The organism is Alteromonas sp. MB-3u-76 (assembly GCF_002831605.1).
In the GTDB taxonomy this organism is placed as follows: domain Bacteria; phylum Pseudomonadota; class Gammaproteobacteria; order Enterobacterales; family Alteromonadaceae; genus Alteromonas; species Alteromonas hispanica.
Genome location: NZ_CP025115.1, coordinates 3,797,024 through 3,813,208, shown reverse-complemented (window position 1 = coordinate 3,813,208; position 16,185 = coordinate 3,797,024). Strand labels below are relative to the sequence as shown.

The 16,185-nt window shown below is 43.0% G+C and carries 13 protein-coding genes and 5 pseudogenes; 14 read left to right on the top strand and 4 right to left on the bottom strand.

What is annotated here, in order from left to right:
• Positions 1-200 precede the first annotated feature (200 nt).
• The 4 genes and pseudogenes from CW735_RS16955 to CW735_RS16940 all read left to right on the top strand — a co-directional run.
• Positions 201-1,205, top strand: coding sequence for an NAD-dependent epimerase (locus CW735_RS16955; RefSeq protein ID WP_100972997.1), 1,005 nt, complete (start codon positions 201-203; stop codon positions 1,203-1,205).
• A gap of 70 nt (positions 1,206-1,275) precedes the next feature.
• Complete coding sequence (gene glmS, locus CW735_RS16950) at positions 1,276-3,108, top strand: glutamine--fructose-6-phosphate transaminase (isomerizing) (RefSeq protein ID WP_100972996.1); 1,833 nt, start codon at positions 1,276-1,278, stop codon at positions 3,106-3,108.
• A 69-nt stretch (positions 3,109-3,177) separates the two neighbouring features.
• A complete protein-coding gene (gene glmM / locus CW735_RS16945; protein WP_100972995.1) occupies positions 3,178-4,521 on the top strand; it encodes a phosphoglucosamine mutase in 1,344 nt (447 codons plus the stop codon).
• Between the two features lie 11 nt (positions 4,522-4,532).
• Positions 4,533-4,871 (top strand): annotated as a pseudogene (locus CW735_RS16940) (sugar phosphate nucleotidyltransferase); the annotation flags it as partial.
• Between the two features lie 2 nt (positions 4,872-4,873).
• Here the strand turns inward: CW735_RS16940 and CW735_RS16935 are convergent.
• Positions 4,874-5,830: an IS1595 family transposase gene (locus CW735_RS16935; protein WP_157812624.1), complete on the bottom strand. Its 957-nt coding sequence runs from the start codon at positions 5,828-5,830 to the stop codon at positions 4,874-4,876.
• A 59-nt stretch (positions 5,831-5,889) separates the two neighbouring features.
• Between CW735_RS16935 and CW735_RS16930 the strand changes: the two are divergent.
• The 8 genes and pseudogenes from CW735_RS16930 to CW735_RS16895 form a co-directional block, all read left to right on the top strand.
• Positions 5,890-6,441: pseudogene (locus CW735_RS16930) on the top strand (sugar phosphate nucleotidyltransferase); the annotation flags it as partial.
• Between the two features lie 26 nt (positions 6,442-6,467).
• Complete coding sequence (rfbC, locus tag CW735_RS16925) at positions 6,468-7,022, top strand: dTDP-4-dehydrorhamnose 3,5-epimerase (protein WP_100972994.1); 555 nt, start codon at positions 6,468-6,470, stop codon at positions 7,020-7,022.
• A 33-nt stretch (positions 7,023-7,055) separates the two neighbouring features.
• The gene (gene rfbD, locus CW735_RS16920; RefSeq protein ID WP_100972993.1) at positions 7,056-7,931 is read left to right on the top strand and encodes a dTDP-4-dehydrorhamnose reductase; all 876 of its coding nucleotides are present in this window, start codon (positions 7,056-7,058) and stop codon (positions 7,929-7,931) included.
• A gap of 130 nt (positions 7,932-8,061) precedes the next feature.
• Complete coding sequence (rfbB, locus tag CW735_RS16915) at positions 8,062-9,144, top strand: dTDP-glucose 4,6-dehydratase (RefSeq protein WP_100972992.1); 1,083 nt, start codon at positions 8,062-8,064, stop codon at positions 9,142-9,144.
• 318 nt (positions 9,145-9,462) lie between these two features.
• On the top strand, positions 9,463-9,999 hold the full coding sequence (gene abiEi, locus CW735_RS16910; protein ID WP_100972991.1) for a type IV toxin-antitoxin system AbiEi family antitoxin: 537 nt from the start codon (positions 9,463-9,465) through the stop codon (positions 9,997-9,999).
• Positions 9,989-10,909, top strand: coding sequence for a nucleotidyl transferase AbiEii/AbiGii toxin family protein (locus tag CW735_RS16905; protein ID WP_100972990.1), 921 nt, complete (start codon positions 9,989-9,991; stop codon positions 10,907-10,909). The genes abiEi and CW735_RS16905 overlap by 11 nt, the downstream gene beginning before the upstream one ends.
• 52 nt (positions 10,910-10,961) lie before the next feature.
• A pseudogene (locus CW735_RS16900) lies at positions 10,962-11,159 on the top strand (NAD-dependent epimerase/dehydratase family protein); the annotation flags it as partial.
• A gap of 264 nt (positions 11,160-11,423) precedes the next feature.
• Complete coding sequence (locus CW735_RS16895) at positions 11,424-11,762, top strand: helix-turn-helix transcriptional regulator (protein WP_100972989.1); 339 nt, start codon at positions 11,424-11,426, stop codon at positions 11,760-11,762.
• A gap of 98 nt (positions 11,763-11,860) precedes the next feature.
• Here the strand turns inward: CW735_RS16895 and CW735_RS16885 are convergent, their stop codons facing one another.
• The 3 genes and pseudogenes from CW735_RS16885 to CW735_RS16880 form a co-directional block, all read right to left on the bottom strand.
• Positions 11,861-12,205: a hypothetical protein gene (locus CW735_RS16885; protein WP_232368313.1), complete on the bottom strand. Its 345-nt coding sequence runs from the start codon at positions 12,203-12,205 to the stop codon at positions 11,861-11,863.
• Between the two features lie 6 nt (positions 12,206-12,211).
• A pseudogene (locus CW735_RS20160) lies at positions 12,212-12,277 on the bottom strand (hypothetical protein); the annotation flags it as partial.
• A 31-nt stretch (positions 12,278-12,308) separates the two neighbouring features.
• Positions 12,309-12,872: pseudogene (locus CW735_RS16880) on the bottom strand (IS607 family transposase).
• Between the two features lie 189 nt (positions 12,873-13,061).
• Here CW735_RS16880 and CW735_RS16875 point away from each other — a divergent pair.
• Together CW735_RS16875 and CW735_RS16870 are read left to right on the top strand one after the other, a co-directional pair.
• A complete protein-coding gene (locus tag CW735_RS16875; RefSeq protein ID WP_100973298.1) occupies positions 13,062-14,801 on the top strand; it encodes a glycosyltransferase family 2 protein in 1,740 nt (579 codons plus the stop codon).
• Positions 14,802-14,967: 166 nt separating this feature from the next.
• The gene (locus CW735_RS16870; protein ID WP_100972986.1) at positions 14,968-16,155 is read left to right on the top strand and encodes a nucleotide sugar dehydrogenase; all 1,188 of its coding nucleotides are present in this window, start codon (positions 14,968-14,970) and stop codon (positions 16,153-16,155) included.
• The last annotated feature ends 30 nt before the right edge of the window (positions 16,156-16,185 follow it).

The window sequence follows — 16,185 nt, the reverse complement described above, 5'->3', positions numbered from 1 at the left end:
TCTACTCATTGCTTAGTTACACCCTAATTGTAGTTTTCATTCACTGCTTGATTGTATTGTTGCCTCTGTTCATTACAATACATCGGCTAGACTAAAGTTGAAACGCGTGCAAATATCCAGCATGATCAAAATATTTGCCACTTTAAAGAATTTGAGTTTTCTATGGTATTGCCTAGTCAATACCCCTTCCGGGATTTGATATGAAGTATTTGGTTACCGGTGCTGCAGGTTTTATTGGAAGTGCAGTAGCCGAGAAGTTGTGTCATCAAGGCCACAGCGTTATTGGTGTCGACAACATAAATGATTATTATGATATTGACCTCAAAATGGCTAGGTTACAACGAATTGAGCACGATAATTTTAAATTTGAGCGCTTAGATATTTCTGATAGAGCGCTTATTAGCAAGCTTTTTGCGAGCGAAAAGTTCGACAGAGTTATTCACCTTGCTGCGCAGGCAGGAGTGCGATACTCAATTGATAATCCTCACGCTTATGCAGATGCTAATTTAGTGGGGCATTTGAATATACTTGAGGGCTGTAGGCAGAACAGTGTTCAGCACCTTATTTATGCATCCTCTAGTTCTGTATACGGTCTAAATGCAAAAGTGCCCTTTACTACAGCTGATTCTGTCGATCATCCTGTCTCTCTTTACGCTGCTACCAAAAAGTCGAACGAGCTAATGGCTCACAGCTATTCTCATTTATACGATATTCCGACAACAGGGCTTCGCTTTTTTACTGTGTATGGAGCATGGGGAAGACCTGATATGGCGCCGTTTATCTTTACCAAGAAGATATTAGATGGCGATATAATTGACGTTAACAACAACGGCGATATGTGGAGAGATTTCACACACGTCGACGATATCGTTGAAGGTGTAGTTCGTATTGCTGATGTCGTTCCAGTTAAGGATGAAACCTGGACAGTGGAAAGCGGCACACCTGCAACTAGTTCAGCTCCCTATAAGGTTTTCAATATCGGTCATGGCTCGCCAATTAATTTGATGGATTTTATTAAAGCTATTGAGAGTGAGTTGGGTGTCGAGGCGAAAAAGAATTTTAGAGAGATGCAGCCAGGTGACGTGTATCGCACTTTTGCAGACACTGAAGATTTATTTGCTGCTACCGGGTACAAGTCGAAAATATCTGTAGCAGAAGGTGTTGCCGAATTAGTGGCTTGGTATCGTGAGTTTTACAAAAAATAAAAATTAGCGTTCTTAAAGTCAAAAAGTTAAGCAGTCTTACAGCAAGTTTGTAAAGTATGGAGTAAATGGAATGTGTGGAATTGTAGGCGCAGTAGCCGAACGAAATGTAGTTGAAATACTGCTCGAGGGCCTAAAAAGGCTTGAGTATAGAGGGTATGATTCTGCAGGTGTAGCGCTACTGAACAAGGATGGAAACCTGCAGCGAATTCGAAAAGTTGGCAAAGTAAATAACTTAGCCACAGCCGTTGAGAACGAAACTGCACTAGGCACAACAGGTATTGCCCACACACGCTGGGCCACTCACGGCGGCGTTACAGAATACAACGCACACCCTCACTTTTCTTCTAGCCGCGTGGCGGTAGTTCATAATGGTATTATTGAGAACTATGTTGCCCTTCGTAAACAGCTAAGTGAGCAAGGCTACAACTTCACCAGCGATACCGACACCGAGACCATTGCTCACGTTGTGCACAATATGCTCGACGAGGGGCTTTCGTTGTTACAGGCAATTCAAAAAGCGGTAACTCATTTTACCGGGGCTTACGGTACCGTTGTAATTGATAAAGAAGACCCTGAGAAGATGGTAGTGGCTCGCTCTGGCAGCCCTCTTGTTATTGGTTTAGGGCTTGGTGAAAATTTTATTGCATCTGATCAACTTGCGCTATTACCAGTAACTCGTCGTTTTATTTTCTTGGAAGAGGGCGACGTAGCCGAAGTTACACGCCGAGAAGTAACTATTTTTGACGAAAGCGGAAAGCAGGTAGAGCGAGAAATTGTCGAGTCTACCGTAGAGCATGACGCGGGTGATAAGGCCGGTTATAGACATTACATGCTTAAAGAGATACACGAGCAGCCGGCAGTAATCAGAAATACCCTTAAAGATAGAATTGAGCATATTCACAGTACAGACGCATTGTTTGGCGAAGGTGCTGAAAGTATTTTAAAACAAGTTAAACATGTTCAAATTATCGCCTGTGGTACCAGTTACCATGCGGGCATGACTGCTCGCTACTGGCTAGAAGAGTACGCCAATGTATCTTGTTCGGTAGAAATTGCTTCTGAGTTTCGTTATAGAAAGTCGGCAGTTCACGAAAACAGCCTGTTAGTAACTATATCGCAAAGTGGTGAAACGGCAGATACGCTGGCTGCTCTTCGCTTGGCAAAAGAGCTTGGCTATATGTCAGCACTTACTATTTGTAATGTGCCAGGCTCATCACTGGTGAGAGAGTCAGACTTAGCGTTTATGACACTAGCGGGGGCAGAAATTGGCGTTGCCTCTACCAAGGCATTTACCACGCAGTTAACGGCATTTTTAATGCTCACTCTTGCTATTGGTAAATTTAATGGTTTGCAGGAAAGCACCGAACAAAAGATTGTTTCGGCAATAAAAACACTTCCGGGTAAAATTGAGGAGGCGTTAAATACTGCTGATGTCATTGAAGAACTTGCCAAAGAGTTTGCCGACAAAAACCATAGTTTGTTTTTAGGTCGTGGAGCGCAATATCCTATTGCCATGGAAGGAGCGCTGAAACTTAAAGAAATCTCTTACATTCATGCAGAAGCATATGCATCGGGTGAATTAAAGCACGGGCCCTTAGCACTTATCGATGATGAGATGCCGGTTATTGTGGTTGCCCCCAATGACGAATTGCTTGAAAAGCTTAAGTCTAATGTGGAAGAGGTGCGTGCTCGCGGCGGAATTATGTATGTGTTTGCCGATGTAGACGCACACTTTGAAAGCGACGATACCATGCGCGTGATTAATATTCCGCATTGCGAGGATATCATAGCTCCTATCGTATATACGGTGCCTCTTCAATTGCTATCTTATTATGTTGCCCTAATTAAAGGTACAGATGTTGATCAGCCGCGTAATTTAGCAAAATCGGTAACTGTTGAGTAATCAAGTAATTTACGTTTTTAAGGCCATAACTTTTGAAGTTGTGGCCTTTTGTGTTTATAGGAATTAGTAATGTCTCAGAAATATTTTGGAACCGATGGAATTCGTGGGAAGGTAGGTGATTTCCCAATGACCCCAGATTTTGTAATGAAATTGGGTTGGGCAGCGGGTACCGTGCTTGCGGCAGATGGTACAAAAGCAGTACTAGTGGGCAAAGATACTCGTGCTAGTGGTTACATGATTGAATCTGCCTTAGAAGCAGGCTTGTCAGCTGCCGGTGTTGATATTGCCCTTGCTGGGCCTATCCCTACGCCTGCTGTTGCTTATCTAGCATCAACATTTCGTGCCGACGCAGGAGTGGTGATCAGTGCATCACACAATCCTTATTACGATAACGGCATTAAGTTTTTTGGTAGAAACGGTGCCAAACTAGGTGAGGCTCAACAAAAAGCAATAGAAGAGCAGCTTCAATATGCCATTGAAAATGGCATTAAGTGTGTAGATTCTGGCATGTTAGGAAAAGCCCGTAGGGTAGAAGATGCAGCCGGTCGCTACATTGAATTTTGTAAGGGAACATTTTCTTCCGAGCTTAGCCTTGAGGGATTAAAAATTGTAGTAGACAGTGCTAATGGCGCTGCATACAAAGTGGCACCAAGCGTATTTGAAGAGCTGGGCGCTAATGTGATTAACATTGCTAATACTCCCAATGGCGTAAATATTAATAACGAGTGCGGTGCCACGTCACTGGCCTCATTAAGTGATGCAGTGAAAACGCACAAGGCCAACTTGGGTATTGCCGTAGATGGCGACGCAGATCGTATTATGTTTGTTGATGAAAACGGCGAAACAATCGATGGCGACGAAATTCTTTACCTCATTGCTCGTGATGCCAAGCAAACAGGGTATAAAGGCGGTGTAGTAGGTACTTTAATGAGTAACCTTGGGCTAGAAATTGCACTAAAAGAATTAGGCATTCCTTTTGTTCGCACGAAAGTGGGCGATAGGTATGTAGTTGAAAAGCTCGACGAAACTGGGTGGCGCATAGGTGGCGAAACATCAGGGCACATACTCAACCTAGACTATACGTTCACCGGCGATGCCATAATTGCTGCGCTCCAGGTACTCTCCATTGTAGTGAAAAGCGGCTATTCCTTAGCTCAAATAAAGTTAGGTATGACCAAGTTACCACAATGCATTGTAAATGTTAGACACGAGAATTTGAGTTCTGTGTTGAATCTTCCGAGGGTACAGCATGCAGTTACCAACGTAGAAGAAAAGCTTGGCAAAGAAGGGCGGCTTGTACTGAGGAAGTCTGGCACAGAACCCTTAATTCGTGTAATGATAGAAGCGACAAATAGACATGTTGCTGAGACACTTGTAAGTGAACTGGTTAAAATTTTAAAAGAGAGCGAGTAAGGAATTATGCGATGAGAAGAAAGGGGATAATTTTGGCTGGCGGCTCCGGCACACGCCTCCACCCATTGACGAAAGTGGTAAGTAAGCAGCTAATGCCAGTTTACGATAAGCCTATGATTTTTTATCCATTGGCTACTCTGATGTTGTCTGGGATTAAGGATATTCTTATTATTACTACTCCTATGGAGCAGCAGCGCTTTATTGAGTTAATCGGCGATGGAAGCGATTTAGGTATCAATGTGCAGTATGCAGCACAGCCTTCACCTGATGGTCTAGCTCAAGCCTTCTTAATAGGTGAAAGTTTTATTGGCAACGACAGTTGTACGCTTATATTAGGCGATAATATTTATGGCTATGTTCGGATTAACTGTTGTTGAATCGAAAAGAGCCTGTTTTCGTTAAGGTTTTCTGGATTATCCATAAACCTGAACCAACCCAGGTAGTGTTCCAAGTATTTTGTGGCTACTCCGTTAAACCGTTTTATCCACGCTTTCAGACGGCTGTGATAGGCGTTAACATTTTGAATGTGAAAGACTTTATCTATCACCTTAATTCCTCCTGCCACATCTAAGCGCTTGTGTATTAAATCATTTTTCTCAGAAAGAGCTATGTAGGGCTTATAGCCATCACTACACAACACACTGTCTTTCTCTAATTTTCCTGCTAGCTCCTGATGCAAAGCTTCCGATGTAACACTTGGCACAACGGCTTCATACGTACTCTTAGCTCGGTCTCTGACCGTTAAAACTGGCACCCAATCATCCTTTGAACGCCCTCGTTTTTTCGCTTTCACCCCTCTTTTACGGGGCTGACGAGTCATCCGTTTTGAGCCTTTCTCTGAGTAGGGAAAAAGTGTTTCGTCTGCCTCGATAATGCCTTCTAATTTGCTCGCTTTCAGTGCTGATGGTAGCGCCAAGAATCGGTGCCGCCACCTGAACGATGTTTCAAGGTGGAGGCCACATTCTTCGGCACATTTACGCAATGGCTTACTGTCCAGCATACAGCGAATATATTCTAACCAAAGCTCTTTGTACCTCAGTCGAGCTAGCGGTGTCGCCGTTGTCGCTACAAAGGTTTTGCCGCAGTTCTTGCAGCGATAACGCTGCATCTTGTTTACCTTGCCGTGCCGATTGATCAGTGAGCTATGGCAGTGCGGACATTCAGGGTTTTCAACCATCCGCTCCTCAAGCTCTGTTATCAACTGTGAGACGCTATCAGTGCCTTTCAGCAGCTTCTCAACATAACGGGTTTGACTATCTGTTAAGTGTTCTAACTCGGCTATAAGCTTTGTAAATTGTGCTGGGATCATGATCAACCCTCAATAACTGTATTCATATACAGTATAGCAACAATTTAGCAGAACATAGCCATATTTATTATGGTCACGATTTAAAGCTTTCTCTCCAAAAAGCTCACGCACGAGAGGAGGGTGCTACAGTATTTGGCTACCATGTAAATGATCCAGAGCGCTACGGCGTTGTGGATTTTGACGACGATTGGAACGCACTTTCAATTGAAGAAAAGCCAACTAAAGCAAAATCCAACTATGCTGTGACTGGCCTTTATTTTTATGATAATCGTGTAGTTGATTTTGCCAAAGAAGTAAAACCTTCGCACCGCGGTGAACTAGAAATTACTGATTTAAATAACATGTATCTTGAAGATGGTAGCCTTAAAGTCGAGTTGATGGGGCGGGGATCTGCTTGGTTAGATACTGGTACATTAGACTCATTATTAGATGCTGCAAATTTTGTAGCAGCGATAGAGAAGCGTCAGGGCCTTAAAGTTTGTTGTCCTGAAGAAGTTGCGTACAGAATGGGCTACATTGATGCTGAACAACTTGAAACGTTGGCAGTGCCGCTGAAAAAAAGTGGATACGGTGATTACTTGTCAAAAGTAATAAGCGACCGCGTAAAATAAATGAAGACAAGGACTAGGCTTTCCAAATGCAAGTAATTAGTACCGAAATCCCAGGTGTTAAAATCATTGAACCCAAACTATTAGGCGATGAGCGTGGCTTTTTTATGGAAATTTTCAGAACAGATTGGTTTAAGAGAGAATGTGCCGATGTAGATTTCGTTCAAGACAATCATTCCAAGTCAAGCCAGGGGATTCTGCGCGGTCTACATTATCAGCTGGAACATCCCCAAGGTAAATTAGTTCGCGTAGTGAGCGGCGAAGTATACGATGTTGCGGTAGATATGCGTAAAGACGCACCTTCCTTTGGGAAATGGGTAGGCGTTACCTTATCGGCTGAAAATAAACGACAGCTTTGGGTGCCTGCCGGTTTTGCTCATGGTTTTTATGTAACTAGCGAGTCCGCTGAGTTTGTATATAAATGTACAGAATATTATCACCCTGAGTCTGAAGTGTCGATAAACTACAACGATCCTACGTTGAGCATAACCTGGCCGTTAGTGAATGGTGAAAAGCCCTCGCTTTCTGGAAAAGATGAAAACGGAACTGCGTTTGTTGATGCACCTACGTTTACCAGCTTTTGATCCGCAGCCAAATTATAAGGAATAAGAATAGCCATGAAGATTATTGTAATTGGTAATGCAGGGCAGCTGTCGTATGAATTGGTGCGGATTTTGGGCAAAGATACTATTTGCCTAGGCCCTGAAGATACCGACATTACGAAGGAAGACGTGTTGTCGAAAACTCTGTCTCAGCTTTCACCAGATGTGATTATTAACGCTGCTGCATACACAGCGGTTGATAAAGCCGAAGACGATTTAGCGTTATGCCATGCCATCAACGCCACAGCCGTAGAAAACTTAGCGAAGTATTGTAAGCAGGCCGGTACGTTTTTAGTACATGTCTCTACAGACTATGTGTTTAATGGGCATAAGGGTTCTCCTTATTTGCCTAACGATCCAATCGAACCGCAGGGCGCTTACGGGAAAACAAAAGCTGAAGGCGAAAAAGCGTTACTCGAACTGTTGCCAGATGCGAGTTGTTTAATTCGCACTGCGTGGGTGTATTCGGCTCATGGCAATAACTTTGTGAAAACCATGCTTCGCTTAATGGGTGACAAACCACAGCTTACGGTAATCGACGATCAAATAGGTACGCCTACATGGGCCAAAGGCTTGGCAGAGGCATGTGTGTCGGCTGCTGAAAACAAAACTGCCGGTGTGTTTCATTGGACGGACGAAGGCGTGGCCAGTTGGTACGATTTTGCGTTGGCTATTCAAGAGCTGGGCGTTGAGAAAGGCTTGTTGAGTAACGCTATTCCTGTGTTGCCTATTCCTACTAGTGCATATCCAACGCCAGCAAAGCGCCCCCATTACAGCGTGTTAGATAAAACATCGGCAAGAGAAGCCTTCTCATCTTGTAATCCTACGCACTGGCGCAAGCAGTTATCGGCCATGATGAATGAATTAGTGGATGAAGCTGAGAGTGAATGAGCTTTCTGCTGATGTAAAAGCTGTGTGAAAACTTCAGCACAAACACTTTTATAAAGTTTAGCCTTAGGCAGTTCTTGTCCTAGATAAGTAGCATTCACAGCCAGAACAGAATTTTTTGAGAAAAAGATAAATGAGTAAAACAATATTAGTTACCGGTGGAGCAGGCTTTATAGGCTCGGCGGTAGTACGTCACCTAATAAACGATACCGAACATGCGGTGGTTAACTTAGATAAACTTACCTATGCAGGTAACTTAGAGTCATTAACTACCGTATCTAACAACGAAAGATACAGCTTTGAACAAGTTGATATTTGCGATGCTGACGAAGTAAAGCGCGTGCTTAATTCACATCAGCCAGACATTATCATGCACTTGGCGGCAGAATCGCATGTCGATCGTTCGATAGACGGCCCAGGTGAATTTATTCAAACCAACGTAGTGGGTACTTACACACTGCTAGAGCAAGCGCGCGCATATTGGTCTGCATTAGAAGGTGAAAAGAAGAGTGGATTTAAGTTCCATCATATATCTACCGATGAAGTATACGGCGATTTACCTCACCCAGATGAAGTAGCGCCAGGTACAGAGCTGCCGTTGTTTACCGAAACCACACCGTATGCGCCAAGCTCGCCATATTCTGCCAGTAAAGCAAGCTCAGATCAGTTAGTGCGCTCATGGCTGCGTACTTATAAGCTACCTACGCTAGTTACTAACTGCTCGAATAATTACGGGCCGTATCACTTCCCGGAGAAGCTAATACCGTTAGTTATTCTAAATGCGCTAGCGGGCAAACCGCTGCCAGTATATGGCAAGGGTAATCAAATTCGCGACTGGTTGTACGTAGAAGATCATGCTCGTGCGCTTGTGCTTGTGGCGCTAAAAGGTGAAATTGGCGAAACGTACAATATTGGCGGCCACAACGAGAAGCAGAACATTGAAGTAGTGCAAACCATTTGCGCTATTTTGGATGAAGTTAAACCGAAAGAAAGCAAGTACGCCGAGCAAATTACTTACGTGCAAGACCGCCCGGGTCACGACATGCGTTATGCTATTGATGCTAGTAAAATTCAGCGCGAGCTGGGCTGGACACCACAGGAAACGTTTGAAAGTGGTATCCGCAAAACTGTGGAATGGTACCTAGCTAACGAAAGCTGGTGGAAAGCGGTTTTAGACGGTAGTTATCATGGTGAGCGTTTAGGCGCGGGTAGTTAGTATCGAGTACAAAGTAATATGCCATATAAAAAAGCCGCAATTTAGCGGCTTTTCTGTATATACGCCGGTTTTTTTTCCGAAAAAATAGAGCATATTGCAACAAGCCAAAACTAAGTCGCAATCCATTTCCGCCCTTGCACGTCGGTGGCCCTTGGGAATAGGCCGAGCCGACTGGTTAATATGAGGTGTATCGATAATCCACTGATTATCACGCGTGTAGTACAACCAAAATACTTTTTTAGTAACCTTGTTTGTTATTTGTTTTAAGTGTACGGTTATGACACAAATAAGTGTAATTATTGATAACTAGATGCCATTATGAAAAAGACTGAAGCAATCAAAAAACTGTCGGAGTATGACAGGCATGGTCGCTATGTGTATACCAATTCAGATTTGGCCAAAATTTTCTATCAAGACAACGAGCGAACATTGCGTGCAGGGATCAAGCGCTTAATCGATGACGGGCTTCTTACCCGTGTTATCAATGGTGTGTATTTATATAGTCTGGCACAGTCGAAGGGTAGCGACACCTTAGAGTATATTGCTAAAACGATTCGTCGTGGAGAATATAATTACGTTAGTCTGGAATCTGCATTGTCAGATTTTGGTGCCATTTCTCAAATCCCTATTGATCGATTAACAGTCATGACAACGGGGCGAACAGCCGAATACAAAACGCCATTCGGTACTATTGAGTTTACCCATACTAAACGAACACCCACGGATATCCTGGCAAATACAAAGCTGGTAGGGCGGCCACTTAGGTTAGCAAGTAAGCAAGCCGCATATAGAGATTTAAAACGAGTAGGCCGAAACACGCATTTAGTTAACGAGAGAGCTTTATATGAAGATTGATCAGGATAATTTTGCACAACTGGTTAATAAGGCTATGCAAGATGAGCATGTGGTTCATATGCGAGCGGTAATCGAAAAGGAACTCTTACATTACGACATTCTATTTGCGCTAGAGAAGGGAGGCCTTCTAGATAAGCTGATTTTTCAAGGTGGTACGTCACTTCGGCTATGTTATGGCGGTAATCGTTTCAGTGAAGATCTAGATTTTGCAGGAGGAGTGGATTTTAGCTCAGCAATTTTAGCAGACATGAAGTCTTGTATTGAGAAATACATAGGCGCTAGGTACGGGCTAGAAGTTAACGTGAAAGAACCCAAAGAGCTAAGAAAAAATCCTAAATACGCAGAATTGCGCATTGATAAATGGCAAATTTCCGTAGTTACGTCTCCCGAGAGAAAGGATGTGCCACAACAAAAAATTAAAGTGGAAGTGGCAAATATTCCAGCTTATACAAAAGAGCCATTGGCGCTAAAAGCCAACTATGACTTTTTACCAGACGGTTACAGCGACACGCTAATATTAACTGAAACGCTAGACGAAGTTATGGCCGACAAAATCATCTCTTTACCGGCAACAACGAAATATGTTCGTTACCGAGATATATGGGATTTAGCCTGGATGCAACAGCAAGGTGCTACATTGAACATAGAGCTAGTCAAAAGTAAAGTTTCGGATTATAAGCTTGAACAGTTCGATGAATTGCTGACTAGTTTGTTGGAGAGGTTGCCAGAGCTTGTGAGAAGCGAAAGATTTATTGAAGAGATGAGGCGCTTCTTGCCAACTGATGTGTATGATAGAACGTTAGCGTTAGAGAAATTCCAAATTTATTTGAAAAATACATTGGTGGCGTTATTCAAAAATGTACAAAATGAGTTATCAGGTCAGAAAGTTACTACAGAATTCAAGATGTAAAAGGCGGCGAACCTGATTAGAATTTGCGTGTATGTTATCGAGCTTAACCAGTATTTTAAACGCGTTAGCCGGTAAGCCACTGCCAGTATATGGCAAAGGTAATCAAATTCGCGACTGGTTGTATGTAGAAGATCATGTACGCGCGTTGGTGCTGGTTGCCCTTGAAGGTAAAGTTGGCGAAACCTATTACATTGGCGGTCACAACGAGAAGCAGAACATTGAAGTAGTACAAACTATCTGTTCTATATTACCTCTGATAATTCAAATCCATAGTCTTTTTACCGTGTTCACTAAATCACAGTTATTGGACGAAAAAGTAGGAGTGTCCAATAAAACGTCATTTAATGAACACAAATAGCATTAATTGTCCATTAAAAACCAATCTATTGGGCAATCATCGTGTTCCAATATATCCATTAAAGAGACTAAGAAACTATCAGTAAGTTTGACTAATTTATTCTCGTGCACTATATGTAATTCATTAAGCCATTAAATGTTCTATATGTGACACAAAATGCCAAAATCTATAGTCAGAACTTACTCCCGTTATGCAGAAGAAGCGCTAACATTATTGGCAAAGCGCATTCGCGCCTCAAGACTCGAAAAAAAAATGAGTGCTCAGGAAGTTGCAGACCGCGCAGGTATTTCCAGAGGGATGCTTTCCCGCATAGAAAAAGCAGATCCGAAATGCGAAATAGGAGCAACCTTTGAGGTAGCGAGAATAGTCGATGTAACGCTCTTTGAGGCAGAGCCTAGTCGACTTACTATGCAATTGAAGCAAGTTGAAGAAAAGCTGTCACTTCTGCCTAAAAGCGCCCGAAAAAGGAGTAAGAAAGTGATAGATGACTTCTAAACAGATTTATAAAGAAGCTTTCGTCTGGATATGGCTGCCTGAGGAGACCCAGCCTATCGTGGCAGGTCGTCTCGCGCCTGATGGTGATAATTTTATCTTCAACTACGATAACGGCCACGCACCACAACTTGGTCGCCACCCACATAGAATGAATCTATGCTTTTGCCTTTCCTTTTAAAACGAGGCTTGCCTACAGGCTTGCCGTTCATGGTTTTCTTTTTGAAAAAGTCAGACCATGCACGATTTAAGAAGATGAAGGGTTGTTGTGAAGCGTACTTGGTGACCTCATACATCCACGGGAAGTCGGCTTTCTTCACGCTATTCAGTTGCTTCTTCAGCATCATGCCGGACGGCTTGAGCGCCTTTTGCTTGCCGGAATCGACCCATAACTCGTATTGCTTCTGCCATGCAACCACCCCCCAATTCCATGCAAAGCGAGACACGCCACATGCTTTTAAAAAGTATGTGGCCTGCTTGTTATTCGCTAGGATTCGGGTTTTGAATGCACACTTCATGCATCTCAATATGCTGGATGTAAATACAGTGTCAAGCAGCGAGTTTTACCCGCTTATTTTGATGTGAGCGCCTGCCATACATACGCGCCGAGAACACGGTCATCAAGGTGATCACATCCTTCACCAGCTCTTGCTCAAAGCTAATGATTTCCGATTCATTATGGATAATCACCTTGCAGCCAGACCATCGGCACAGTTGAAACACCAACTCATGTCCAAACCGTAGCAACCTATCTTTATGTGTGAGGTGTAGTTCTGACACTTGTTGATTGAGCAGCATCGATATTAATTTACGCAATCATGGTTTCTTACAATTCAAGCCAGAGCCTTAGTCCTTTAGCACTACATCGCAATGCCGTTGCAAAAATAACGACTGGGTGTCTAAGTCCGACTTCTGATCGTGTGAACTCACTCTGGCATAACCGACTTTACATTTCTGTTTATCTAACAGCTTATATCGACGATGATTACCCAGTGTTCTGCTGTGAGGTTTTAGCCTCCCTTCTCTATCCCAACGCCTGAGTGTTGGAACTGACACGCCAAAATGCTTCGCAGCTTGAGAAATAGACACTAAACCAAAATCAAGAATTTTCATGGGGCACCTCCATGATCAGGTTTAGTCAACTATTGGCTAACTAGCAACTACCCTTTTGATCGAGGGGAGTCTCAAAAATACAGGCATAATACGCTGAAGTGCCGCTAGTTCCGAACGAAACGAAGTATGGTATTCTATAAGGCCGCAAATAACTGCGGTTTTTTATTTTTTAAGGGTCATGTTAGTAGTATGAAAAAGTTAGCCATGTTAACTGTTAAAGGTGCGATAGGATTAGTACCCAAAGCGGTTCGGAATAAGCTAAAGACTAATCATAAACTGACCGAGTTTTACAGCCGTTCACTACAACGTTCAGGGTTGTTTTACGGTTTTCCTTCTAAAAAGAAAAGTGCCGCGTTGTATAACACCTTTTTGAAGTATCAAGAGAAAAAGATAGAAAATGAAGGGGTTTCATCGTCAGACATCAAAAACATTAGAGCGATAGTTATTGGTGAACATCGCCTAAGTCGAACTTTTGAAAGTTTAATTTCTGCAGGCATAGATCCCTCAGTGATCTATGTGGTGTCGTCGAAGCAGACTGATGACCAAATAACCCGCTTCTCAAATCTTCAAGCTGCTTTAGAGAAATTGAAAAAAGTAGGGCCAGAACTCGGATACACATTTTTTATCAACAGTGGCGATAGGCTAGTTCCTGCAGCTCTGAAACTTATGTTACAGCGAACGAAGTTAAAGGTTACTTCTGATGCGTCTTTAGTCTATTGCGACACTGACTTTATAAATGCGAAGCAGCAGCGAGTTTCTCCTCATTTTTTGCCCGATTGGAACCCCGAGTTACAACTTTCCACCGCGTATGTATCTACTGGGGTGATGGTGCTTAATTCTCTTCTTCATAGTATTGACGTTTTTGCATCTACTGTTGCTGGACTTGTTACAGAGATGTGGCTTAAAGCACCAAACAGTGTCATCGAACACGTGCCTTTTACATTGGTACACAGAGATTCCGACAAAGACGGCTGTTGCACAGAGCTTGATGATATTAGAGCGTTGTTAGAAAAACATACCAAGTCGACCATAGCTTACAATGAAGAGCAAGGTATTAATCATGTTCAATGGCTGTGTAGCGCTCAACCGCTAGTGTCCCTAATTATCCCTACTAAAAATGGCAAGGAACTGGTTGAAGCTTGTATAGAATCTATATTAGAAAAAACTACCTATCAAAATTTTGAAATACTGCTCATTGATAATGGTTCTGACGAACCGGCGAGCCTGGCTTATTTTGAAGAACTGAATAAACATCCTAAAGTGCGTGTTTTGAATTATCCTGGGGTGTTTAATTATTCAGCTATTAATAATTTTGGTGTACAACACGTAAGTGAAAGTAGCGAGGTGGTAGGGTTAATTAATAACGACATTGAAGTGATTAGGCCCGATTGGTTAACGAGCATGGTGGGCCACGCACAGCGAGAAGATATAGGTTGTGTAGGAGCAAAGCTTTTGTATTCAGACGGCAGAATTCAGCATGCCGGTGTGGTGCTTGGGTACGGTGCTGGTGCAGGGCATGCACACAAATATTTCCCGCGGTATCATCCGGGTTATATGAAGCGCTTAATTGCTACGCAGAATTATTCAGCGGTAACCGCGGCTTGCTTGTTAGTGAAAAAGTCGTTATTCGAAGATGTGGGCGGGCTTAATGAAACAGAACTTACGGTGGCCTTTAACGATGTTGACTTTTGTTTGCGAGTAAAAGAAAAAGGTGTAAGAAATGTGTATTGCGCCGAGGCCGAATTGTACCATCATGAGTCGGTGAGCAGAGGGCTTGATCACGCACCAGAAAAAGCCGCGCGCTTTAATAGAGAGTTGGCTTATTTAAAAGATAAGTGGAGCAGCTACATTGAGCATGACCCTGCGTATAGCCCAAACCTGACGCTGAGGCGCGAGAACTTTTCGGTGAAGACGAAAGAAGAGTTTTAAGCTAACGTGAGGTAGGGTAGTTTATATAAACTTTTAGGGTTAACTTTACTTTCAATGTGTATTCAGTGGTTAAAGTGGTATGAATCGAGAATACTCTAAAATATGTCAGCGAGCGTGTTCGCTTGGGTGTTTTAGAAAAATGAAAATTTCGGAATAAGCTTAGTAAATGGAACAAACAATGAAAAAGTACAAAATAGCAGTAGCAGGAACAGGATATGTGGGCTTATCAAATGCCGTTTTGTTAGCCCAGCACAATGAAGTAAAGGCTATTGACTTAGTACCTGAAAAAGTAGAGATGCTGAATAACCGAAAATCTCCTATTGAAGATAAAGAGATATCGGAATACTTGAGCACCAAAGAGCTTGATTTAGAAGCAACGCTAGATGCTGAAGTAGCTTATCGCGATGCGGATTATGTGATTATTGCCACGCCTACCGATTATGATACGCAAACCAACTACTTCAACACCAGCAGCGTTGATGCAGTAATTAAAAGCGTGTTGGCGGTTAACCCAAAAGCAGTGATGGTAATTAAATCTACAGTACCAGTTGGGTTTACCCGAGAGGCTAAAGCGCGCCACGGTAGTGACAATATTATTTTCTCACCTGAATTCCTTCGCGAAGGTAAAGCCCTTTACGACAACTTACATCCTAGCCGTATTATTGTGGGCGAGCGCACCGAACGAGCTGAAATATTCGCTAAGTTGCTAGAGCAGGGCGCAATCAAAGAAGGCATAGATGTACTGTTTACCGACAGCACTGAAGCAGAAGCGATTAAGCTTTTTGCTAATACTTATTTAGCTATGCGCGTTGCTTACTTCAACGAGCTAGACAGCTATGCAGAGCGTGCTGGACTAGATACCAAACAGATAATTGAAGGCGTGAGTTTAGACCCTCGCATTGGCGGGCACTACAACAACCCCAGTTTTGGTTACGGTGGCTATTGCCTTCCAAAAGACACAAAGCAGCTGTTAGCTAACTACAGCGAAGTGCCAAACAACATGATTCAGGCTATTGTAGATGCTAACCGCACGCGCAAAGATTTTATCGCCGACTCTATCGTAAGCCGCAATCCAAAAATTGTTGGTATTTACCGCCTTATCATGAAGTCGGGTTCTGATAACTTCCGTGCAAGTGCCATTCAGGGCATTATGAAGCGTATTAAAGCTAAAGGCATTGAGGTTATAGTTTACGAGCCGGTACTTACTGAAGATGAGTTCTTCCGCTCTCGCGTAGTAAACGACTTAGAAGCGTTTAAGAAAGAGTCTGATGTGATAGTTGCCAACCGTGTAACTACAGATATCGAAGACGTGCTTGAAAAAGTATACAGCCGCGACCTCTTCAACGCCGACTAGAAATAAAATGGGGTCAGAACCGCATTAATG